The organism is Halomonas sp. MES3-P3E, assembly GCF_002836035.1.
Taxonomy (GTDB): Bacteria; Pseudomonadota; Gammaproteobacteria; order Pseudomonadales; family Halomonadaceae; genus Vreelandella; species Vreelandella arctica.
Genome location: NZ_PJBT01000026.1, coordinates 1 through 21130, shown reverse-complemented (window position 1 = coordinate 21130; position 21130 = coordinate 1). Strand labels below are relative to the sequence as shown.

Sequence of the window (21130 nt, the reverse complement as noted above, 5' to 3'; positions counted from 1 at the left end):
TAGTTTAAAAGCACTAAAATAGTTAGATGACGCCCCGGTTTGAAGCTCATTCAATCGGGGCGTTTTTATGTTAACAACGTCGCTCTCTTCTACCTTTGTAGCAGGAGCATGTTACATTAAGCCCAAACGCCCGATGTTGCTGCATTGCAGCAGTGATTGACATAAAAAGAGAATGCTTATGACTACCCAGAGTAAACGCCCCTTATACCTTCCTTACGCCGGTCCTTCTCTGCTCGAAATGCCGCTATTGAACAAAGGCAGCGCGTTTACTCAACAGGAGCGCCTGGCGTTTAACCTGATTGGTTTACTTCCCCAAAAGGTGGAAACCATTGAAGATCAGCTAGAGCGTGTGTATCGCCAGTACCAGCAGTGCCATAGTGACCTTGAGAAACACATCCATCTGCGCGCCATTCAAGACGATAACGAAACACTCTACTTCCGTCTGGTTTCACAGCATCTGGAAGAGATGCTGCCGATAATCTATACCCCGACAGTCGGCCAAGCGTGCCAGGAATTTTCCAATATTTATCGTAACCACCGTGGCCTGTTTATTAGCTACCCGGACCGCGAGCATATGGATGACATCCTGCGCAGCGCCACGAAAGATAACGTCAAGGTCATCGTGGTGACGGATGGTGAGCGGATTTTGGGGCTGGGTGACCAGGGAATCGGGGGCATGGGTATCCCGATTGGGAAGCTGGCACTGTATACCGCCTGTGGTGGCATCAGCCCTGCTTATACGCTACCCATCATGATTGATGTGGGAACAAACAATAAAGCGCTGCTGGATGACCCAATGTACATGGGCTGGCGCCATGAGCGGGTAGGGCAGGAAGAGTATGACGCCTTCATGGCAGAGTTTATTGCTGCCGTGAAGCGCCGTTGGCCTAACGTACTGCTGCAGTTTGAGGATTTTGCCCAGGCCAACGCCGTACCGTTACTTGAACGCTACCGTGATGACCTGTGCTGCTTTAACGACGATGTACAGGGCACCGCGTCGGTGGTGGTCGGTACTTTGATGGCGGCTTGCCAAGCGCGCGAAGAAACCATTGCTCAGCAGCGTGTGGTGTTTGTCGGTGGGGGATCGGCAGGTTGTGGCATCGCCGAGCAGGTGGTGGTGGCCATGGAAGCCGAAGGCTTGACCGAGAGCGAAGCCCGCGCCCGCATTTTTATTGTTGATCGGGACGGTTTAATGACCAGCGATCAAGCGTGGCAGCGCGACTTCCAGCGACGCCTGGCCCACGACCCCTCCTTGGTGGTTGGCTGGAATGGCCAAGGACTGGAGGAGACGATTGCGCAGATCAAACCAACGGTATTGATTGGTGTGTGTGGTCAGCGTGGCATCTTCACCGAGCAAGTTGTTCGCACTATGCACGCGGGCTGTGAGCATCCGGTGATCATGCCGCTCTCCAACCCGACCTCGCAAGCAGAGGCGGTGCCGGAAGATGTTATCCGCTGGACCGATGGTCAAGCGCTGGTAGCCACCGGTAGCCCCTTCGCGCCGGTGGTTTACAACGGCCGCACTTACCCGATCGCCCAGTGCAACAACGCCTATATCTTCCCAGGTATAGGTTTAGGGGTCATTGCCGCCAGTGCCAACCGAGTCACCGATGAGATGCTGATGAGCGCCTCTCGGGCGCTGGCCCGTGAAGCACCGTTGGTCAAAGAGGGCAAAGGCGCGCTGCTGCCACCTCTATCGCGTATTCGCGATATCAGTAAGTCGATTGCCTTTGAAGTCGCTGCGCAGGCGCAGCAGAACGGCGTGGCGCTGAAAACCAGCGGTACGACGCTGCGTGAGTTGATTGAAAAGGCGTCCTGGTCGCCGGATTACCGCACCTATCGCCGCCGCGCATTCTAAACAAAAAAAAGCCCCCACCGAGGTGGGGGCTGCAAGCATTGGTAGGTTTTACCCTTAGGCTGCGCCGATCATCTTGCGCAGCACGTAGTGAAGGATACCACCGTGGCGGTAGTAAGCCAGCTCGTTTACCGTGTCAATTCGGCACTTGGCATCAACGCTACGTTCTCCGTCGGCATTTTTGATCACGACTTTGACGGTGCCACCCGGCGTCAAATCGCTTAAACCGGCAATCGAAATTTCTTCATCGCCCGTTAATCCTAACGTTTGGCGGCTTTCCCCCTCGGCAAACTGTAGCGGTACAACGCCCATGCCGATCAGGTTAGAGCGGTGGATGCGCTCAAAGGATTCGGCGATCACCGCGCGAACGCCCAGCAAGCGTGTGCCTTTGGCTGCCCAATCCCGTGAAGAGCCGGTGCCGTACTCTTTCCCGGCAATCACGACCAGCGGCTTGCCTTCCTCTTTGTACTTCATGGCCGCGTCATAAATAGCCATCTGTTCGCCGCTGGGGACGTGGCGGGTTTCACCACCGACAACGCCATCGAGCATCTCGTTTTTGATCCGCACGTTGGCGAAGGTGCCGCGCATCATGACTTCATGGTTACCCCGGCGTGAACCGTAGGAGTTGAAGTCGACCGGCTTAACGCCGTGCTCTTGCAAGTAACGACCTGCTGGGCTGTCGGGCTTGATGGCGCCCGCTGGGGAGATATGGTCGGTGGTCACCGAGTCGCCTAGCATCGCTAGTACACGAGCGTTGTGCACATCTTCGATGGCATCCGGCTCACGGCCCATGCCTTCAAAGAAGGGCGGGTGCTGAATGTAGGTCGATTCAGGCCACTGATAGACCTTGCTCTCTGAAACGTCGATGGCTTTCCAGACCTCATCACCCTCAAATACCGCGCCGTACTCTTTACGGAACATCGCGGTATTGACTTTCTCAACGGCACTGGCGATCTCTGCTTGAGTGGGCCAAATGTCTTTGAGATAGACAGGTTCGCCGCTGCTGTCTTTGCCAATGGGTTCCTTGGTGAGGTCACGCTGAACATTACCGGCCAGGGCGTAGGCGACCACCAGGGGCGGCGAGGCCAGCCAGTTGGTTTTGACCAGCGGGTGAACGCGGCCTTCGAAGTTCCGGTTACCAGACAGCACCGAAGCGACGGCAAGGTCACCATCGTTAATGGCTTGCTCAATCTCGTCAGGTAGGGGGCCGGAATTACCGATACAGGTAGTGCAACCGTAGCCGACCAGGTTGAAACCCAGTGCATCCAGGTCATCGTTTAACCCAGCGGCTTCCAAATAATCGGTGACGACTTTGGAGCCGGGGGCCAATGATGTCTTCACCCAAGGCTGAGTGGTTAGGCCTTTTTCGCGTGCTTTACGGGCCAGCAAGCCCGCTGCCATCATCACACTGGGGTTGGAGGTGTTAGTACACGACGTAATGGCCGCAATTACCACCGCGCCAGGGTCGAGGCTAAAGTCCTGGTCATTAAGTTTAACGGCTTGGCTAGTGTCGTGTTCAAAGCTGCGTTCCACACCGACCGCGGTTTGACCGCCTTCAGAGGAGAGTTTCCCTTTAGCGGTTGAATCTGCTTTGACGTCTTGCTGCATGAACTTGTCGAAGGCTGCCGCCATATCCTGTAGAGCGACACGGTCTTGCGGGCGTTTGGGGCCAGCCAGACTGGCTTCCACCTCGGTCATGTCCAGTTCCAGCGCATCGGTGAAGATCGGCTCATCGCTGGGTTCGCGCCACAGCCCTTGGGCTTTGCTATAGGCTTCAACCAGCGCAATTTGCTCATCTTCACGCCCGGTTAGGCGCATATAGTTTAGCGTTTCATCGTCTACCGGGAAGAAACCGCAGGTAGCACCATACTCAGGCGCCATATTGGCAATTGTCGCGCGATCCGCCAGGGGCAGGTCTTTCAAGCCGTCGCCGTAGAACTCAACAAATTTACCTACCACGCCTTTTTTACGCAGCATTTCGGTAACGGTTAGTACTAAGTCAGTGGCGGTAATGCCTTCGCGTAGCTTGCCCGTCAATTTAAAGCCAATGACTTCGGGAATCAGCATTGATACCGGCTGACCGAGCATGGCTGCTTCGGCTTCGATACCGCCCACACCCCAGCCAAGTACGCCCAGGCCATTGATCATCGTGGTGTGAGAGTCGGTGCCCACGAGCGTGTCGGGGTAGGCGAAGGTTTTGCCGTCTTCGTCTTTGGTCCATACCGCTCTGCCTAGATACTCCAGGTTGACCTGGTGGCAAATGCCGGTGCCAGGCGGTACTACGCTAAAGTTATCGAATGCCTGCTGACCCCAGCGCAGAAACTCATAGCGCTCACGGTTGCGCTGCATTTCGATATCCACGTTCTCTTGGAACGCGGCGGGGTTACCAAATTTGTCGACCATTACCGAGTGGTCAATGACCAGGTCGACCGGTGATAGCGGGTTGATCTTGGCTGGGTCTTCGCCAAGGCTTTCGACAGCAGCGCGCATAGAGGCTAAATCCACCACGCCAGGGACGCCGGTGAAATCTTGCATTAAGACACGTGCCGGCCGGTAGCCTATTTCACGGCTGGAATAACCTTCTTCCTGCCAGTCGACCAGGGCCTGCATGTCTTCTTCAGCCACACTTTCGTCATCGCCGAAGCGCAGCTGATTTTCGAGTAGGATTTTGAGCGTCTTGGGAAGCCGGTCAATGCTGCCCAGTGCCTCTGCCGCTTTGGGTAGGCTGTAATAGTGGTACGTTTTACTGCCCACCTCTAAGGTGCTTAGCGTATCGGGTGTCTTGCTCATGGGTCTCTCCTCTGATTGCTGAGTGTTGCCCTCAGCGTGACGGTCACGATCTTCCTGTCGTATTGATTACCCTAGTATGGCTTACCCCAGTATGGCGTGATTTAGTAATAACACATGGGTGTTTGCATCGTCTCTTTCAAGGTTTCTTCGCCTAATAGCGTAGATGAAACCTTGCAATAGCTTGTACTTGGCACCATTTCAGGCAGACTCTGTGCCTAATTTTTTATAAAGCTTTTACCCAGCTATCAATAAAGCTATCAGTCAGATCTTTACAAGGTGGTGTCATGGAAACTCGTCATGAGCGTTTGATTATTCTTGGATCCGGCCCGGCAGGCTATACGGCCGCTGTGTATGCCGCACGGGCAAACTTGAAGCCATTGCTGATCACCGGTATCCAGGCGGGTGGACAATTGACCACCACAACGGATGTCGATAACTGGCCGGGCGATGCGCAAGGTGTCCAAGGCCCCGAGTTGATGGAGCGCATGAAACAGCACGCTGAACGCTTTAATACCGAAGTGCTGTTTGACCATATCAATGAGGTTAGCTTAGGCGAAAAACCCTTTACGTTGAAAGGCGACAGCGGCATTTATACCTGCGATGCGCTCATTGTCGCCACTGGTGCCAGTGCCCGTTACCTGGGTTTGCCCACCGAGCAGCAGTTTATGGGCCAAGGGGTTTCTGCCTGCGCGACCTGCGATGGCTTTTTCTATCGCAATCAGGAAGTCATTGTCGTCGGTGGTGGTAACACCGCCGTGGAAGAAGCGCTCTATCTCTCTAACATTGCTTCTAAAGTAACGCTGGTCCACCGCCGGGATACGCTGCGGGCAGAAAAGATTCTGCAGGATAAACTGCTTGAGAAAGCCGCGGCCGGCAAGATCGTCCTTGAGTGGTTCCAGGAAGTCGAGGAAGTACTCGGCGATAACTCGGGCGTTACTGGGGTGCGAGTTAAGTCCACTAAAGATGGTTCCAGCAAAGAGATCCATGCGCCTGGGCTTTTCATCGCCATTGGTCATAGCCCCAACACCGGCATTTTTGAAGGTCAGCTAGCCATGAACGGTGGTTATATTAAAGTGAACGCTGGTCTTGAAGGTAATGCCACCGCCACCAGCGTGCCCGGCGTGTTTGCCTGCGGCGATGTAATGGATCACATTTATCGCCAAGCGATCACCTCTGCCGGTAGCGGCTGTATGGCGGCGCTGGATGCCGAGCGTTATTTAGACGGCATTGCCGGGTAACGTTGCACTCTGACTGAAGCGCCTAGCAATCGATAGGCGCTTCAGCGATTCTCAGACGCCCCAACTGGCTCAGCACTAGTTTTTTCCCCTGCGACTCTTCGGCACCGTTACCTGAACAAATAGCAAAACTGCCGTTATAACCGCTGGTATAGCCCAATGAGCTGTAGCGAATGCGCGACCAGCCCCGGCTGTAAGTTACTTGGGTGCCTCGCTCGGCAGGCATAACGCGCAAAATATCGTCGGCTTGAACGTTATCTGTTTGATCCCCCTTTACGATCATAAGCTCACCGCCCCATTCGCTACTGCATGCCGTGCGGTCCTCAGCCGCCGGGCAAAGCGTGATCTGGCGACGCTGGCTGATGGCCGTATTGCGCGCTAATGAAAACGCGCTTTGTAATCGATTGATTTCACTGGTCTGCGCGGTTCGCTCACCCAATGCTTGAAAATTAGGTAGCCCCCAGGCGGCCATAATGCCAACTAACAGCAGTGTGATCAGTAGCTCAAGCAACGTAAACCCGCTTTCAGGTAGCGTGCGTGTGCCGTTATGGCCATCGTTCATCGCCTCTCCTTACTTGACCTTGTTATTGCCCGCGCTAAGCTCATGCCCGGTGTCAACGGCCATGATCAGCGGGTGGATTAATCAGCCTAGGCGATAGCCACTCTTTTTTATGTAAGCCAAAACGGACAATGTTGTGAGCGATTTCTTAATTATTGGTGGCGGCGTGATCGGCATGATGACGGCGCTGCAGCTAGCCGATGCGGGTCAGCAGGTCACGCTGGTGGATCGTGGCGAGTGCGGTAAAGAGGCCTCGTGGGCCGGTGGCGGTATCGTCTCACCGCTTTATCCGTGGCGATACGATGCTGCGATATCGCAATTATCACGCTGGTCGGAAGGGGTTTACCCCTCGTTGGCTTTACGCTTGCTGGAAGAGACAGGCATTGATCCTGAGTATCGCCAAAGAGGGCTGCTCTACCTGAACGTAGATGACGCCGATAATGCTCTGTGCTGGGCTCGACAGCTGGGCAAACCGCTAGAGCGGGTGGGGGCAGATTTCGTCCACGATAAAGAGCCTGGCGTGGCAATGGCGGGCGACAGCGCGCTATGGATGCCGACGCTGGGCAGTGTGCGTAACCCGCGTTTAGCCAAAGCGTTGAAGGCGCGGCTAACGGCGATGCCTCAGGTAACGCTGAGAGAGCAGTGCGAGGTTAGTGGCTTTATCCAAAAGGATGGCCAAGTGGAGGGCGTGGTTAGCTCACAAGGGCCGTTAATTGCTGGGCGCATTGTGGTGTGCGGCGGAGCCTGGGCTGCTCAACTATTGGCGCAGCTAAATGTACAGCTGCCGGTAAGGCCGGTAAAAGGGCAGATGATCGCTTACCAGGCACCCAAAGGGTTAGTGCAGCGTGTGGTGTTAAAAGATGGGCGTTATATTATTCCGCGTGCAGACGGGTTGCTGTTAGTCGGCTCTACGTTAGAGGAAGCTGGATTTGATAAGACCACCGACGCGGCAGCCCTGGCATCGCTAAAACACAGCGCCGAAGCCATTCTGCCTGCCTTGGCAACCTGCCCGGTAGCGCATCAATGGGCCGGGCTTCGCCCTGGTTCGCCGGCGGGCATTCCTTTCATCGGTGCCCTTCAAGAATGGCCTAACGTATACATCAATGCGGGGCACTATCGTAATGGCTTGGTATTGGCGCCTGCCTCGACTCATTTATTGGCGGATCAGCTGCTTGGGCGCGAGCCATTGATCGACCCCGCGCCTTACCAGCCCACGCCCGAGCGGCTTATTCAGGCTTAAGGCGCGCCGTCTTTTTCCTGCTGCTCCTGTAAAAAGCGGTCACGGTGCGCGCTGGAGCAGAACCACTGCTCGTGGTCGCGCAGCGCTTCATCTTCAGGTACGTGCACTTCACACCAGCGGCAGCGCACCATTTTACCGCCTTCATGGCGATTGACTTGTTTGTGCTGCGCTTCATGCTCAAGTTTACGTTGTCGGTAGATGCCGTAGAGCTTTAAACCGGCATAAAATACAACGGCGAAGATAATCAGCCGAATGATCAAGAGGTTCATCCTTATTTTGTCTCCCGAATGAGGGAACGAGGCTTGGGATTGACGCATGGCCTTTGCCAGTTGGCGGCCCTTGCGGGACAATACGACGATGACGGTGTAACCCTATTTCAAAGATTCTCAAGAGATTTTGACGCCCATGCAAGACTTAACGCTGGTAATGGCCCAACTCGATCCTCTGGTCGGGGATATTCCCGGCAATGCCGCACGCGCGATTGAAGCAGTGCGCGAAGCACGGATTGAGCATGGGGCAGATATTGTTGTCTTTCCTGAGCTTTTTTTGTCGGGCTACCCGCCGGAAGATTTGCTGCTGCGCCCCTCAATGGAAACCCGCCTACGTGAAGCACGCGCGCTAATGGCATCAAAAGTTGCCCGCGATGTGCTGGTGATTATTGGCTACCCAGGGGTTCGCGAAGGTCGCTGTTACAACTTGGCTGGGGTGCTCTACAACGGCCAGTGGGAAGCTGAATACGCCAAGCAGGCGCTGCCTAACTACCAAGTGTTCGATGAGCAGCGCTATTTCACACCCGGCACTGAAACGCTGGTGTATGAGCATAAAGGCGCCAAACTGGGCATCGTGATCTGCGAAGACCTATGGGATGGCGCGCCGGTAAAGGCCGCCGCGGAAGCGGGCGCTGAGGTGCTGGTCTCCTTGCACGCCTCTCCTTATCACCAGGATAAGCCCGCGGAACGGCTGCGCCTGTTGGAGAAACACGCCCAGGATACGCAGCTTCCAATTGTGTATGTGAACACCATCGGTGGCCAAGATGAACTTGTCTTTGATGGCGGCTCTTGCTGCGTTAACGCCAGCGGTGAGTTACAGGTGCTGGCACCGTATTGGCAGGCAGGCCTGATGCCGGTTCAGTTTTTGCAAACCAGCGCGACGGTGTGGGAACCCCAAGCCGGAGAGATTGACCCGGAGGTAGAACCGGAAGAGAGCCTTTACTGTGCGCTCGTGACCGGGCTGCGCGATTACGTCAACAAGAGCGGTTTTGATGGTGTGGTGCTGGGGCTTTCCGGCGGCATTGATTCTGCGCTTTCGCTGGCGATTGCGGTTGATGCGCTAGGCCCTCAGCGGGTGCAAGCGGTGATGATGCCGTACCACTACACGGCGGATATTTCCAAGCAGGACGCTGCAGAGCAGGCCAATATGCTCGGCGTGCACTACGAGATCATGCCGATTGAGCCCATGGTCGAAGCCTTTATGGGGACGCTTGCTGAGAGCTTTGCCGGTACGGAACGCGATACTACCGAGGAAAACCTGCAGTCGCGCTGCCGCGGTGTGCTGCTAATGGCGATTTCCAATAAGAAAGGCTTGATGGTGCTGACCACCGGCAACAAGAGCGAAATGGCGGTGGGTTATGCCACGCTGTATGGGGATATGGTGGGCGGCTATAACGCCATTAAGGATGTGTATAAAACCTGGGTTTATCGCCTTGCCCGCTGGCGCAACACGCAATCACCTGCCATTCCTGAGCGGGTGATCGAGCGGCCACCCAGTGCCGAGCTGGCGCCTGATCAACAAGATAGCGATTCCTTGCCCGATTACGATGTGCTCGACGCGATCTTAGTCAGCTATATTGAAGGCGATATGAGCGCTGAGGCAATTATTGCCGCTGGTTTTGACGAGGAAGACGTTTATAAAGTGGTTAAGCTCGTCGACCGCTGCGAGTATAAGCGCCGCCAAGCCCCGATTGGCGTTCGGGTGACGCCACGCGGTTTTGGCCGGGACCGCCGCTACCCGATTGTTAATGGCTGGCAGCCCGGCGCGTGATCAAACTTAGCGATTCATAAAGACGCTGTTGAGGTATCTTAAAAACTTTCCCACTCAGGTTCGGCCTGCTGAGCTTTTGCAGCAGGCAGTGTACCCATCGTATTAGACGAATGAGCACGCACAGGTGCCAATGCGGTACGCGGCGCCTGTACGTTTTGGGGGGAGTCAGGCAGTTTGAAGACTTCCATGGCATGCAGCAGAGAGTGAGCGTTTTGACGCAGGTTGTTGGCGGCGGTGGCGCTCTCTTGTACCAGAGCAGCGTTCTGTTGGGTTACGTGATCCATCTCGGTCACTGCTCTACCTACTTCTTGCACGCCAGTGCTCTGCTCGGCACTGGCATTACTAATTTCTTTCATGATGCTATTCACGCGCTCGATGGCCGCCACAATTTCAACGGTTGATTTGCTGGCTTCTTCGGCGCGTTCATTGCCATGGTTAACCCGCTCTAGATTCTTGGAGATCAGGTTGTTGATTTCCCGGGCAGCGTCGGCACTGCGCTGGGCAAGCCTGCGAACTTCTTCAGCAACGACCGCAAAACCACGCCCGTGTTCGCCAGCGCGGGCAGCTTCGACCGATGCGTTAAGGGCCAGGATATTGGTTTGAAAAGCGATTGAATCAATCGTCGAAATGATGCCTGAAATTTCCTGTGAGCTTTTATTCAGATCGTTCATGGTGTCTACCACCTGATGAACTGCTTCCCCGCCGCGAGTAGCGGTGCGTGAAGCGCTCGTCGCTTCTTGGCTTGCCTGTTCTGAGTTCTCGGCGTTAAGTTTTACAGTGCTATTGAGCTGCTCCATGGCAGAGGCCGTCTCGGCCAATGCGCTTGCCTGCTGTCCAGTACGTGAGGAGAGGTCATTATTACCTTCAGCAATTTGCTCGCTATTGCTGGCAACTGCCTCTGCAGAGGCGCGAACCTGCGTCACAATAGTTTGTAATTGATGTGCCATGGCAACCTGAGACGCCATAATGCTACGTGTATCGCCCTTTTTGAGTTGCCCTTGGCTGGTTAATTCACCACGCCCAATAGCTTCTGCAAACGCTTTGACTTCGTGGGGTTCGGCACCTAGCTCACGCAGCAGCTGGCGGGACAAGAACACGGCAATAAATCCTCCAATTAGCAATGCAAACAGTGTCAGGCCCAGCATCTGCATTTGAAAGCCGGAAGCGGTGTCGCGAGCGTCAGTGGTGGTCGCATCGTTTAATTCTTGTTGTAGGTCGATAAACTGATTAATGCGGTTTAGCCACTCTGTGTAGGCGGGGCCTGCTTGTTCGAGCAGCATCGTTTGAGCATTTGCATACTCATCCGCTTGGCGGGCGGCAATAACCTGCTCAGTTAAGGTTCGTGTGATCTCCGCTTGGTCATTAATACTGTTAACAATACTCTTTTCTTGCGGACTGCCAGCGTGCTGGCTGGTTACTTGCTGCATACCTGTTTCTGCAACACTGTAAGCATCTCGAAGGCGCTGTATTTCGCTCTCTAGCGTACCCAGGTTGCCATCCCCTGAGGTAATAACAATGTCACGCAATACAATAGCGCGATCATGTACGCTACCGCGCCAGTCCACTGCAAAACGCTGTTTAGTACCGTTGACATCGTTAATGGTGGTTAGGCCACGGTCAATTTGATTGACTTGGTAAATTCCCACGGCTGTTAACAAAACCAATAACCCTAGGAGGGCAGAAAACCCTACGGCTAATCGGGTACTGATTTTAGTGCCGGACATGGTTAACAGCATTGAATATCGCCTTAGTCGCCTTTTAGACGCTTTATTTTATAGGGGCGATGATGATAGCTTTTTGTACAATAGTTGTACATAGGGTGTTTTGTATTATATGGCAGTGTAGTAATTTTCCCTTAAATCTCCTTTCATCAATGGACTGTTTTCTTTTAATGCAAAAAACCACGCCGAGGCGTGGTTTTTTGCGGATGTGTACCGCTTTTATTGTTGCAGCATGTTTATAGGCTCAATCATCTTGGCCTAAATGCTTGGGAACAAAACGGCTGCCCTGCAGCTGTTCGTGGTCAGGCGCGTTTTCGCGCAGTACAGCTAGCACCTCATTGGCGCGATCATCCATGTCCAAGCCTTGATAGCCTTCCACCATGGTGGCTAGGGCATCCCGGGTGGCGCTTGATTCAGGATAGTTTTCGACGACCCAGCGGCCGCGTTCAACTGCTGCCAAATAGGCCCCGCGGCGCAGGTAATAGTCGGCGACATGCAGTTCATGGCGGGCCATTAGCTCACGTAGATAGACGATGCGCTGCTGGGCATCCGGCGCATATTCACTCTGCGGGTAACGCTGGATCAGCTCGCGGAAATCATTGTAAGCATCCCGCGAGGCGCCCAGATCGCGCTTGGAGATGTCGATCAGGCGCAGGCGCTCTAAGCTGAAACGGCCTGCTTGCCACGCCGAAAGGCCGCGAAGATAGTAGGCGTAGTCTACCTGGGGGTGGTCGGGGTGAAGGCGAATAAAGCGGCTGGCCGCTGCCCGGGCTTCTTCCCAATTACTGTTTTCATAGTAGGCATAGATCAGCTCAAGCTGTGCCTGCTCAGCGTGGGCGCCAAAGGGATAGCGTGTATCAAGCGCTTCCAAACGCTCAATCGCGATCGGGTAACGGTTGCTGTCTAAGGCCGTGCGGGCCAATTCATAGAGCTCGCGCTCTTGTACCCCAGCAAATTCATCTTCCTCTTCTTCACTGGTGTCGTTACTCGCACAGCCCGCTAAAAGGGCAAGGCTTAGGGCTAGAGCACCAAAGCGGTTGGCAGCTGAAAAAACGCGCATCTTCATCCTCGTTGCAAACAAGCCTCAATCACCAAAAAGCGGCGATGGCCATAAGTAGAAATGGTAGAATAGGTCGCAGTCCGCCCACTATAAAACACCTCGACATAAAACGCAGGCTTAGCGACGTTTCGTCAGGTGCCGTCAATATTGATTTTTCCATGCTGAGGCTGATTTTTCGCCTTGCTGGGGTTTTTTTCGCGCTTTAAAGAGGTTTTTCATGTCTCGAATAGTTGAAGACACGCAGCGTGTGCCCGCCACACTGGCCGGTGCGCGGTTAGACCAAGCGGCGGCGGAGTTGTTCAGCGATTACTCACGTGAACGCTTAAAAGCGTGGATTAATGCCGGTGAATTAACCGTGGATGGCGTGCAAGCCAAGCCGAAAGCCAAGCTGCACGGTGATGAAGTGTTGGCACTGCAGGCCACCATCGAAGACGATACGCGCTTTGAAGCGCAGGATATCGCGCTGGATATCGTGTATGAAGATGACGCGGTAATCGTCATTAATAAAGCGGCGGGTATGGTCGTTCATCCCGCTGCAGGCAACCCGGATGGCACGCTGCTCAATGCCTTGCTTTACCATCACCCGGCGCTTGCTGAAGTGCCACGTGCGGGTATCGTTCACCGCCTGGATAAAGATACCACCGGCTTGATGATGGTGGCGAAAACGCTACCCGCTCAAACTGTTCTGGTGGATCAGTTGCAGGCACGCAGCGTGTCGCGCCAGTACGACGCGGTGGTGATTGGTAAGCCGGTCTCTGGCAGTACCATTGATGCGCCTATTGGCCGTCATCCGAAAGATCGTAAGCGCCAAGCGGTGACCACAGCAGGTAAGCCAGCCATTACCCATTTCCGTGTGGTCGAGCGGTTTCGTGCGCATACTCATGTGCGGTGCAAATTAGAAACCGGGCGTACCCACCAAATTCGGGTACATATGGCCCATGCTCGCTATCCGTTGATTGGTGATCCCATGTATGGCGGCCGAGCCAAGCTGCCGCCAGGCGCTGCGGAGCCATTGAAGGAGATCTTGCGCGAGTTTCCGCGTCAGGCGCTACATGCGCGGAAGTTGATTTTCAAGCATCCGGTCAGTGGCGAAACTGTTACTTTTCAGGTCGATCTCCCCGATGATTTGCTAATGTTGTTGGATTACCTGCGCGAAGATAACGAGACGATGAGATGAGCGATGCCATTAATTTAAGGCCGACGCTTTTAATGCCTGACTGGCCAGCGCCGGCCAATGTAAGAGCCTTTGTGACCACCCGTGAATCGGGGCCTAGCCAGGGGGATTTCGCCGCCTTCAACACAGCTGATCATGTCGGTGATAACCCCGACCATGTCGCACTATGTCGCCGCCTGTTGCAAAAAGAGATCGGGGATGAGCGACCGCTACTGTGGCTTAACCAGACCCACGGTGCCCGCGTTCAGCAGGTTTTCGAACCTAACGTCGCCGATGCGGATGCTGCCATTGCTACGTCTAATGAGTACGCCTGTGTGGTGCTGACAGCAGATTGCCTGCCGGTCATGCTGTGCAATCGCGCTGGAACCCAGGTCGCCGTTGCCCATGCGGGGTGGCGTGGTTTGGCAGGTGGCGTGCTGGAGGCGACGATTGCTGCAATGAATACCGATCCCGAGGACATCCTTGTGTGGTTGGGCCCCGCGATTTCCAACGCTCAGTTTGAGGTTGGCCCGGAGGTCTATGGTGCCTTTGTGGCAGTGCATCCTGACATCGCCGACGCTTTTGATCATAGTCCCTACCGGCTGGGTCATTACATGGCCGACTTGTACCGGTTGGCGCGGTTTCGTTTGGAAGCACTAGGCGTAAACAATATAAGTGGCGGCCACTTCTGTACTGCCTGCGAGTCGCGATTCTACTCCTACCGTCGCGATGGCGGTAAAACCGGCCGCATGGCCAGTGTGATCTGGATCAATTAAACCAGTGGTTTGTTCACACACCTCTTGAAAAGCATGGAACTGACGCCATTTAACTTGTCAAGCTAATCGTGGTTTAGCACGTTCAACGACAGGTTGCCGGGTTACGCGGTGCGTCCAAACGCACGGTACCCCCAGGAGGAATTTCATGCGTTTTGATAAATTTACCGCCAAGCTCCAAAGCGCGATTGCCGAGGCGCAGTCACTGGCCGTTGGTCGCGGCCATAATCAGCTAGATCCCGCTCATTTGCTGCTGGCTCTGCTCGATACCAAAGACACCGGTATTAAAGCCCTGATTGAAAAAGCCGAGGGGAGTCCCTCGCGTCTGCGCGATGGGTTGATACAGCAACTGGATAATTTACCCAAGGTAGGCCAGTTCGATGGTGAAGTGCAGCCATCGCGGGACTTTATCAAGCTGTTCAACTTAACTGACCGTGAAGCGCAAAAGCGCGGCGATCAGTTTATTGCCAGTGAGCTAGTGCTGCTGGCAGCGCTTGAGATGAACTCGGCCCTCACCAAACTGCTGAAAGACGCAGGTATTAATCGCAAATCCCTCGAAGCGGCTATCAATAGCCTACGCGGCGGCGCCACGGTGGACGATGCTAACGCCGAAGATCAGCGTGAAGCGTTGAACAAATACACCATGGATCTTACCCAGCGTGCGCTGGACGGCAAGCTGGATCCGGTGATTGGTCGCGACGACGAAATTCGCCGTACGATTCAAGTACTGCAGCGGCGTACTAAAAACAACCCGGTTTTAATCGGTGAGCCGGGCGTGGGTAAAACCGCCATTGTCGAGGGGTTGGCCCAGCGTATCGTTAACGGCGAAGTGCCTGAAGGGTTAAAAGATAAGCGCGTGCTCTCGTTGGATATGGGCTCGCTGCTGGCGGGCGCCAAGTTCCGAGGTGAGTTTGAAGAACGCCTGAAAGCGGTGCTTAAAGAGCTCTCTCAGGAAGAGGGGCGGGTAATTCTGTTTATCGATGAACTGCACACCATGGTCGGCGCAGGCAAAGCCGAAGGCGCCATGGATGCAGGCAATATGCTCAAGCCTGCCCTGGCTCGCGGTGAGCTGCACTGCGTCGGTGCGACCACCCTTGATGAGTATCGTAAGTATATCGAGAAAGACGCCGCGCTAGAGCGCCGCTTCCAGAAGGTGTTGGTGGATGAGCCTTCCGAAGAGGACACCGTGGCGATTCTGCGCGGCCTGAAAGAGCGCTACGAAGTACACCATGGCGTGGATATTACCGACTCGGCGATTATTGCGGCGGCCAAGCTCTCGACGCGCTATATCTCAGATCGGCAGTTGCCAGACAAAGCCATTGACCTGATTGATGAAGCCGCGTCGCGTATTCGTATGGAGCTGGACTCAAAGCCAGAGTCGATGGACCGCCTAGATCGCCGCTTGATTCAGTTCAAGATGGAGCGAGAAGCGCTCAAGAAAGAGACCGATGAGGCGAGCAAAAAACGCTTGGAAGCTTTGAGCGCCCAGATTCACGAGCTAGAACGCGAATACGCAGACCTGGATGAAATCTGGAAAGCTGAAAAAGCCAGTATACAGGGGGCGGCTCAGTTTAAAGCCGACCTTGAGCAGGCTCGCCTAGATTTAGAACAGGCGCGTCGTCAGGGTGATCTGGGGCGGATGTCGGAAATTCAGTACGGCAAGATTCCAGCACTCGAAAAGAAAATTGCCGAAAGTGGCGAAGGAGAAGCGGATACCTCAAGCCACCAATTGCTGCGCTCCAACGTGACCGAAGAGGAGATCGCTGAAGTGGTTTCCCGCTGGACAGGCATCCCGGTCTCCAAAATGCTTGAAGGCGAGCGCGATAAACTATTGCGCATGGAAGAGGCGCTGCACGAGCGGGTTATCGGGCAGGATGAAGCCGTTGAGGCGGTGGCGAACGCAGTGCGCCGCTCACGGGCAGGGCTTTCAGATCCCAATCGCCCCAATGGGTCATTCCTATTCCTTGGCCCTACCGGCGTAGGTAAAACCGAGCTATGTAAGTCGCTGGCCAACTTCCTGTTCGATACCGAAGAAGCGATGGTGCGTATCGATATGTCGGAGTTTATGGAGAAGCACTCCGTGGCTCGTTTGATCGGAGCCCCTCCTGGCTACGTCGGCTATGAAGAGGGCGGCTACTTAACCGAGGCCGTACGGCGCAAGCCTTACTCGGTGCTGCTGTTGGATGAGGTGGAGAAAGCGCACCCGGATGTCTTCAATATCCTGCTACAGGTGCTGGAGGATGGCCGCTTGACCGATGGGCAGGGTCGCACGGTGGACTTCCGCAATACCGTGATTGTAATGACCTCCAACATGGGCTCGGATATTATCCAGCGCATGGGGGGAGATGATAGCGACTATGAAGTAATGAAAAACATGGTCATGGAGGTGGTGGGTAACCACTTCCGGCCTGAGCTGATTAACCGTATTGATGAAGTAGTGGTTTTCCACGCACTGGGGCAAGAACAGATCCAGGCGATTGCCGGTATTCAGTTGGAGCGCTTGAAGTTACGCCTTGCTGAGCACGACCTGAAGCTAGAGGTCAGTCCTGAAGCCATGGCGCAATTGGCGGTAGTCGGTTTTGACCCTGTCTATGGGGCGCGGCCACTCAAACGGGCGATTCAAAGCCGTATTGAAAACCCGCTGGCGCAAGACCTGCTGGGGGGTAAATTTACCCCCGGTGATACCATTCATATCACGGCAGAAGAAGGCAAGTTGGTGTTTAGCTAATCATTGGCAACGCCTTTTTGCGCAATTGAATAGGGAAAAAGCCCTGCTAGCGTTGCTGGCGGGGCTTTTTTAATGGCTTCTTGCGACCTTTGTTGCGTTTGGCCCGATCGGAGGTTGACAGGCTGAGGGCGCTAATGGAATCTTGTCGGTTCCTGATTTGCGGGCGCGGACTCAACGGGCAACCCCTAATCCCCGCGCGAAGGGTAGGCGAAGGCCTCTACCCGCCGAAGGACTTCCGGGCTTGGGCTAACCGCTCAACCTGGCCAACGCCCCGACACGGCGAACTGCCGTGATAAGAGTGCAGGCCCTAACCGGGCCTACTGCCAGGGTTTGGCATCAGGTGCCGGCAAGGGCCGGCAGCGGCATACCGCCGCACTCGACACCGTGCCCGTGTGGGTACGGATCGCACTCGAGACCTCCAGGGGAGAAATACAGTGGAACTGCTTTCCGGCGCAGATATGATCGCCCGCTTCTTGCAAGATGAGGGCATCGAATACATTTATGGTTACCCCGGCGGTGCAGCGCTGCATATTTACGATGCACTCTTCCGCCAGGACAAGGTGAAGCACATTCTGGTGCGTCACGAACAAGCGGCTACTCACGCGGCCGATGGCTATGCTCGCGCCTCGGGCAAAGCGGGCTGCGTGCTCGTCACTTCAGGCCCCGGTGCCACGAATGCCGTGACCGGTATTGCCACCGCCTACATGGATTCCATTCCCATGGTAGTGCTGTGTGGTCAGGTGGCCAGCCACCTAATTGGTGAAGATGCCTTCCAGGAAACCGATATCGTCGGTGTGACACGCCCGATCGTGAAACATAGCTTCTCAATCCGTCACCCGTCTGAAATTCCGGAAGTGTTGAAAAAGGCGTTCTACCTGGCGTCGACCGGTCGCCCCGGCCCGGTGGTGGTCGATATCCCAAAAGACATGACTGCTCCCACGGAGCGCTACGAATACGTTTACCCGAAAAAGGTCAAACTGCGTTCGTACAATCCGGTAACCCGCGGCCATACCGGTCAAATCAAGAAAGCCGTCGAAATGATGCTGAAGGCCAAGCGCCCGGTGTTTTATACCGGTGGCGGCGTGGTGACGGGCAAAGCCAGCGAAGGCTTGACTGATCTGGTCAAACAGTTGGGCTATCCGATTACCACTACGTTGATGGGCATTGGCGCGTATCCGCAAAGTGATCGACAGTGCTTGGGCTGGCTAGGTATGCACGGCTCTTATGAGTCGAATATGGCCATGCACCACGCCGACCTGATTATTGCCATTGGGGCGCGCTTTGACGACCGAGTCACCAATAACACGTCGAAGTTCTGCCCGACAGCTAAAATCATTCACGTTGATGTCGATCCAAGCTCGATCTCTAAAACGGTACGTGCCGATGTGCCCATCGTTGGCCCGGCTTCCAGCGTTATCAATGAGATGATCAGCTTGGTGCAGGGGCATAACATTGCGCATCCTGAAGCACTGACGGAGTGGTGGGAGAAGATTGACGGCTGGCGCGCCGACCGTGAAGGCAAGCTTTATGAGCCGTCCAAGCCCGGCGAAGCGCTGAAGCCACAGGAAGTCATCGAAGCACTCTGCCGTGTTACGCGGGGTGAAGCTTATGTGACGACTGATGTTGGTCAGCACCAGATGTTCGCTGCTCAGTACTACAAGTTCGACAAACCCAACCGGCTGATTACCTCCGGTGGTTTGGGCACCATGGGGTTTGGTTTCCCTGCCGCGATGGGTATTAAACAGAACTACCCGGATGATGATGTGGTGTGCGTCACCGGTGAAGGCAGCTTCCAGATGATGATGCAAGAGCTCTCTACCTGTAAGCAGTACGGGGTGGGCGTTAAGATCGTTAATCTTAACAATGCATCACTGGGCATGGTGCGTCAGTGGCAGGATTTGAACTATAAGTCACGTCATGCACATTCTTATATGGAGTCGCTGCCCGACTTTCATATGTTGATTGAGGCATATGGGTTCACCGCGATTACCGTCAATACGCTTGACGAGCTTGAGCCAGCGCTAGAGCGTGCGTTTGCTGATAAGCATGAGCTGGTGTTTCTTGACGTGAAGGTCGACCCCTTTGAGCACGTCTATCCGATGCAGGTACCGCTAGGTGCCATGCGCGACATGCTGCTGTCTAAAACGGAGCGTACCTGATGCGTCATATCATCTCGATTCTGTTAGAAAACGAACCGGGTGCGCTGTCACGTGTAGTCGGGTTGTTCTCCCAGCGTAACTTCAACATCGAAACGCTGAACGTTGCCCCCACGGAAGACCCTTCGCTGTCGCGCTTAACGGTGACTACCGTGGGCGATGACCGTGTGATAGAGCAGATCACCAAGCATCTTAATAAGCTGATCGATGTGGTGAAACTGGTGGATCTCACCGAAGGTAACCATATCGAACGCGAATTGATGTTGGTGAAGGTGAAGGCGCTTGGTGCGGCGCGTGATGAAGTGAAACGTACGGTGGATATCTTCCGTGCGCAGATCGTCGATGTGACGCCAAGCCTGTACACGGTGCAGATCACCGGCGATGCGGGCAAGCTAGATGCTTTCCTTCAGGCCATGGCGCCGGTGGGTATTCTTGAAGTCGCCCGTACTGGGGTTTCGGGAATTGCCCGGGGTGATAAGGTTTTGTCGCTCTAAGCCCGAAAGTACGCAGCCTTTCAAGCATAAGCGTCGCTTCTTTCCCAGAGCGGCGCTTTTTAGTTATTAGCTTGTTAACGCTCGTTAACGCCAGCTCCCACAAGGCATCAATGCAGCAATTGGCTGGCTGAGTAGCACTCACCGTGTAGAATGAAAGCGACTACTGTTCCCGTGACTTCACTTTTAATGGATGAAACCTATGACACAGGACGCTCGCGATCAAGAGCACTCAAACTCTGATCAGTCAAATCCAGGCCAGCCTGATACGGCTGAACAGCAAGATAGTACTGACCAATCAGAAGTAGTTGGTAATGAGGATTTGGCGACTGCCTTCTTGCGTGAAACCGAAGTGGTTGAGGAGACTGTTGAAGACGGCAAAAAAATTCGCCGCCGTGGTATCTATTTACTTCCTAACTTATTTACCACTTCGGCGCTGTTTGCCGGTTTCTTTGCGGTTGTCGCTGGCATTAATGGTGAGTTTACCTCAGCTGCCGTCGCGATCTTTATTGCGATGGTGCTGGATGGCTTGGATGGGCGTGTTGCGCGAATGACCAATACGCAAAGTGAGTTTGGGGCCGAATACGACAGCTTAGCGGATATGATCTCGTTTGGGATGGCGCCTGCATTAGTCGCTTTTACCTGGATTCTGCAGGACATCGGTAAAACCGGCTGGGTAGTCGCCTTTCTTTATGTTGCCTGTGCCGCGCTTCGCCTAGCGCGCTTCAATGTGCAGATTGGCAGCGTGGATAAAAAATGGTTTATCGGCTTGCCGAGCCCCTCTGCCGCAGCATTGGTAGCCGCGAGTGTATGGACCTTCCATAGCTTTGACGCTGATGCCTTTGGTTTCAAACTGTTGATGTTGGTAGTGGTGGCAGCAGCAGGCGTATTGATGGTGAGTAACATCCGTTATTACAGCTTTAAGGACCTCGATTTTAAAAAGCCGGTACCTTTTGTTGTGCTGTTAGCCATTGTGTTGGCGTTTGTGATGATCTCGGTTGAACCTTCAGTAATGCTGCTATTACTGTTTGGTACTTATGTCGCTTCCGGGCCTGTGTTGGCCGTAATGCGCAAAGCAAAACCTAAGCACTAAAAATTTTTCCTACTCATTTTAATAAACCTCTTGCCAACCCGGCCGCGAAACCGTAAAGTACGCATCCGCTGCCGGGGACGCCAAGCGTTACCAGCGGTGAATGAGGTGTAAAAGCCTTGGTTTGTCAGGAAGTTAGCGCACGTTCCATTGCTCGCTTCACCCGCTAAACACAGCGGTTGACAACCACCAGGAAATGCGTAGAATACGCCTTCCTCGCTGCGGCAAGCCAAGTCAAC

15 protein-coding genes are annotated in these 21130 nt (G+C 54.6%); 10 read left to right on the top strand and 5 right to left on the bottom strand.

Annotation, left to right across the window (positions count from 1 at the left end):
* The first annotated feature begins 178 nt into the window (after nt 1–178).
* The gene (locus CXF87_RS08925; RefSeq protein WP_101146392.1) at nt 179–1858 is read left to right on the top strand and encodes an NAD-dependent malic enzyme; all 1680 of its coding nucleotides are present in this window, start codon (nt 179–181) and stop codon (nt 1856–1858) included.
* 54 nt (nt 1859–1912) lie between these two features.
* Here the strand turns inward: CXF87_RS08925 and acnA are convergent, their stop codons facing one another.
* Nucleotides 1913–4645, bottom strand: a complete 2733-nt coding sequence (acnA, locus tag CXF87_RS08920; protein WP_101146391.1) for an aconitate hydratase AcnA — start codon at nt 4643–4645, stop codon at nt 1913–1915.
* A gap of 284 nt (nt 4646–4929) precedes the next feature.
* Here acnA and trxB point away from each other — a divergent pair, with 284 nt between their 5' ends.
* Nucleotides 4930–5883, top strand: a complete 954-nt coding sequence (gene trxB, locus CXF87_RS08915) for a thioredoxin-disulfide reductase (protein ID WP_101146390.1) — start codon at nt 4930–4932, stop codon at nt 5881–5883.
* A gap of 22 nt (nt 5884–5905) precedes the next feature.
* On the opposite strand, the gene CXF87_RS08910 is transcribed toward trxB, so the two are convergent.
* Nucleotides 5906–6442: a GspH/FimT family pseudopilin gene (locus CXF87_RS08910; RefSeq protein ID WP_101146389.1), complete on the bottom strand. Its 537-nt coding sequence runs from the start codon at nt 6440–6442 to the stop codon at nt 5906–5908.
* A gap of 133 nt (nt 6443–6575) precedes the next feature.
* On the opposite strand from CXF87_RS08910, the gene thiO reads away from it, so the two are divergent.
* Nucleotides 6576–7679 (top strand): glycine oxidase ThiO, encoded by a 1104-nt coding sequence (gene thiO, locus CXF87_RS08905; RefSeq protein ID WP_101146388.1) that lies wholly within the window; start codon nt 6576–6578, stop codon nt 7677–7679.
* On the opposite strand, the gene CXF87_RS08900 is transcribed toward thiO, so the two are convergent.
* On the bottom strand, nt 7676–7948 hold the full coding sequence (locus CXF87_RS08900; protein WP_101146387.1) for a PP0621 family protein: 273 nt from the start codon (nt 7946–7948) through the stop codon (nt 7676–7678). The genes thiO and CXF87_RS08900 overlap by 4 nt on opposite strands.
* Before the next feature lie 136 nt (nt 7949–8084).
* On the opposite strand from CXF87_RS08900, the gene CXF87_RS08895 reads away from it, so the two are divergent.
* A complete protein-coding gene (locus CXF87_RS08895; RefSeq protein ID WP_101146386.1) occupies nt 8085–9719 on the top strand; it encodes an NAD+ synthase in 1635 nt (544 codons plus the stop codon).
* A gap of 38 nt (nt 9720–9757) precedes the next feature.
* On the opposite strand, the gene CXF87_RS08890 is transcribed toward CXF87_RS08895, so the two are convergent.
* A complete protein-coding gene (locus tag CXF87_RS08890; protein WP_101146385.1) occupies nt 9758–11455 on the bottom strand; it encodes a methyl-accepting chemotaxis protein in 1698 nt (565 codons plus the stop codon).
* A gap of 229 nt (nt 11456–11684) precedes the next feature.
* Nucleotides 11685–12500, bottom strand: coding sequence for an outer membrane protein assembly factor BamD (locus tag CXF87_RS08885; protein WP_008959221.1), 816 nt, complete (start codon nt 12498–12500; stop codon nt 11685–11687).
* A gap of 217 nt (nt 12501–12717) precedes the next feature.
* Between CXF87_RS08885 and rluD the strand changes: the two genes are divergently transcribed.
* The 6 genes from rluD to pssA all read left to right on the top strand — a co-directional run bounded on the left by rluD (nt 12718) and on the right by pssA (nt 20894).
* Nucleotides 12718–13677: a 23S rRNA pseudouridine(1911/1915/1917) synthase RluD gene (gene rluD, locus CXF87_RS08880; protein ID WP_008959220.1), complete on the top strand. Its 960-nt coding sequence runs from the start codon at nt 12718–12720 to the stop codon at nt 13675–13677.
* Nucleotides 13674–14429 (top strand): peptidoglycan editing factor PgeF, encoded by a 756-nt coding sequence (pgeF, locus tag CXF87_RS08875; RefSeq protein WP_101146384.1) that lies wholly within the window; start codon nt 13674–13676, stop codon nt 14427–14429. The genes rluD and pgeF overlap by 4 nt, the downstream gene beginning before the upstream one ends.
* Before the next feature lie 145 nt (nt 14430–14574).
* Nucleotides 14575–17154, top strand: coding sequence for an ATP-dependent chaperone ClpB (clpB, locus tag CXF87_RS08870; protein ID WP_101146383.1), 2580 nt, complete (start codon nt 14575–14577; stop codon nt 17152–17154).
* A 434-nt stretch (nt 17155–17588) separates the two neighbouring features.
* Nucleotides 17589–19313 carry an acetolactate synthase 3 large subunit gene (locus CXF87_RS08865; protein ID WP_101146382.1) on the top strand — a complete coding sequence of 575 codons (1725 nt, stop codon included), beginning with the start codon at nt 17589–17591 and terminating at the stop codon, nt 19311–19313.
* Entirely contained in the window at nt 19313–19804 is a 492-nt protein-coding gene (gene ilvN, locus CXF87_RS08860; protein WP_007113940.1) for an acetolactate synthase small subunit, read from the top strand. The genes CXF87_RS08865 and ilvN overlap by 1 nt, the downstream gene beginning before the upstream one ends.
* Nucleotides 19805–20003: 199 nt before the next feature.
* Nucleotides 20004–20894, top strand: coding sequence for a CDP-diacylglycerol--serine O-phosphatidyltransferase (pssA, locus tag CXF87_RS08855; RefSeq protein WP_101146381.1), 891 nt, complete (start codon nt 20004–20006; stop codon nt 20892–20894).
* The last annotated feature ends 236 nt before the right edge of the window (nt 20895–21130 follow it).

Coding starts and splice junctions, on each gene's coding strand:
- rluD (WP_008959220.1), top strand. CDS start 12,718: ATGTCTCGAATAGTTGAAGACACGCAGCGTGTGCCCGCCACACTGGCC.
- pgeF (WP_101146384.1), top strand. CDS start 13,674: ATGAGCGATGCCATTAATTTAAGGCCGACGCTTTTAATGCCTGACTGG.
- CXF87_RS08900 (WP_101146387.1), bottom strand. CDS start 7,948: ATGAACCTCTTGATCATTCGGCTGATTATCTTCGCCGTTGTATTTTAT.
- ilvN (WP_007113940.1), top strand. CDS start 19,313: ATGCGTCATATCATCTCGATTCTGTTAGAAAACGAACCGGGTGCGCTG.
- CXF87_RS08885 (WP_008959221.1), bottom strand. CDS start 12,500: ATGCGCGTTTTTTCAGCTGCCAACCGCTTTGGTGCTCTAGCCCTAAGC.
- trxB (WP_101146390.1), top strand. CDS start 4,930: ATGGAAACTCGTCATGAGCGTTTGATTATTCTTGGATCCGGCCCGGCA.
- pssA (WP_101146381.1), top strand. CDS start 20,004: ATGACACAGGACGCTCGCGATCAAGAGCACTCAAACTCTGATCAGTCA.
- CXF87_RS08890 (WP_101146385.1), bottom strand. CDS start 11,455: ATGCTGTTAACCATGTCCGGCACTAAAATCAGTACCCGATTAGCCGTA.
- acnA (WP_101146391.1), bottom strand. CDS start 4,645: ATGAGCAAGACACCCGATACGCTAAGCACCTTAGAGGTGGGCAGTAAA.
- CXF87_RS08910 (WP_101146389.1), bottom strand. CDS start 6,442: ATGAACGATGGCCATAACGGCACACGCACGCTACCTGAAAGCGGGTTT.
- clpB (WP_101146383.1), top strand. CDS start 14,575: ATGCGTTTTGATAAATTTACCGCCAAGCTCCAAAGCGCGATTGCCGAG.
- CXF87_RS08925 (WP_101146392.1), top strand. CDS start 179: ATGACTACCCAGAGTAAACGCCCCTTATACCTTCCTTACGCCGGTCCT.
- CXF87_RS08895 (WP_101146386.1), top strand. CDS start 8,085: ATGCAAGACTTAACGCTGGTAATGGCCCAACTCGATCCTCTGGTCGGG.